The organism is Oleiphilus sp. HI0132, from assembly GCF_001635845.1.
Genome location: NZ_LWGJ01001737.1, coordinates 1 through 750, shown reverse-complemented (window position 1 = coordinate 750; position 750 = coordinate 1). Strand labels below are relative to the sequence as shown.

The window sequence follows — 750 nt, the reverse complement described above, 5'->3', positions numbered from 1 at the left end:
TGTAATTGCCTTCAAACCAGACCACTTCACTATCGCCTTCATAAGCCAATATATGCGTTGCAATTCTATCGAGGAACCAACGGTCGTGCGAAATCACTATTGCGCAACCAGGGAATGCCAAGACGGCTTCTTCCAGTGCTCGTAGTGTTTCTACGTCAAGATCGTTGGTTGGCTCATCGAGTAGTAGAACGTTCGCACCTTGCTTAAGCACGTTGGCTAAATGTAGACGGTTACGCTCGCCACCAGACAGCTCATTCACTTTCTTTTGCTGGTCATTACCACGGAAGTTGAAACGACTGACATAAGCACGAGATGGTGTTTGGTAATTGCCGATAGTGATCATATCGTTACCGTCACTGACTTCTTCCCATACCGTCTTGGAATTGTCCAGGTCACGCGTTTGTTCAACGAAAGCCAGCTTAACAGTATCACCCAAACGAATAGTGCCTGAGTCGGGTTGCTCTACGTCTGCTAGCAGCTTGAATAGTGAAGATTTACCTGCACCGTTACCACCAATTACACCGACAATGCTTCCGGGTGGAACACTAAAGCTCAAATCTTTGAATAGCAGCTTGTCTTTGTATTGCTTACTGACACCATCGAGCTCGATAACAACATCACCCAGGCGTGGCCCTGGTGGAATGTAAATTTCCATGGTCTCGTTGCGTTTCTGTAGGTCGGAAGAGTTAAGCTCTTCAAAGCGCTTAAGACGCGCCTTGCTCTTGGCATGTCGCCCTTTTTGGTTGCTGC

General features: G+C 47.5%; 1 protein-coding gene. It reads right to left on the bottom strand.

What is annotated here, in order from left to right; translation table 11 throughout:
* On the bottom strand, window positions 1-750 hold a 750-nt coding region (locus tag A3766_RS26585; protein ID WP_156509162.1), incomplete at both ends, for an ATP-binding cassette domain-containing protein.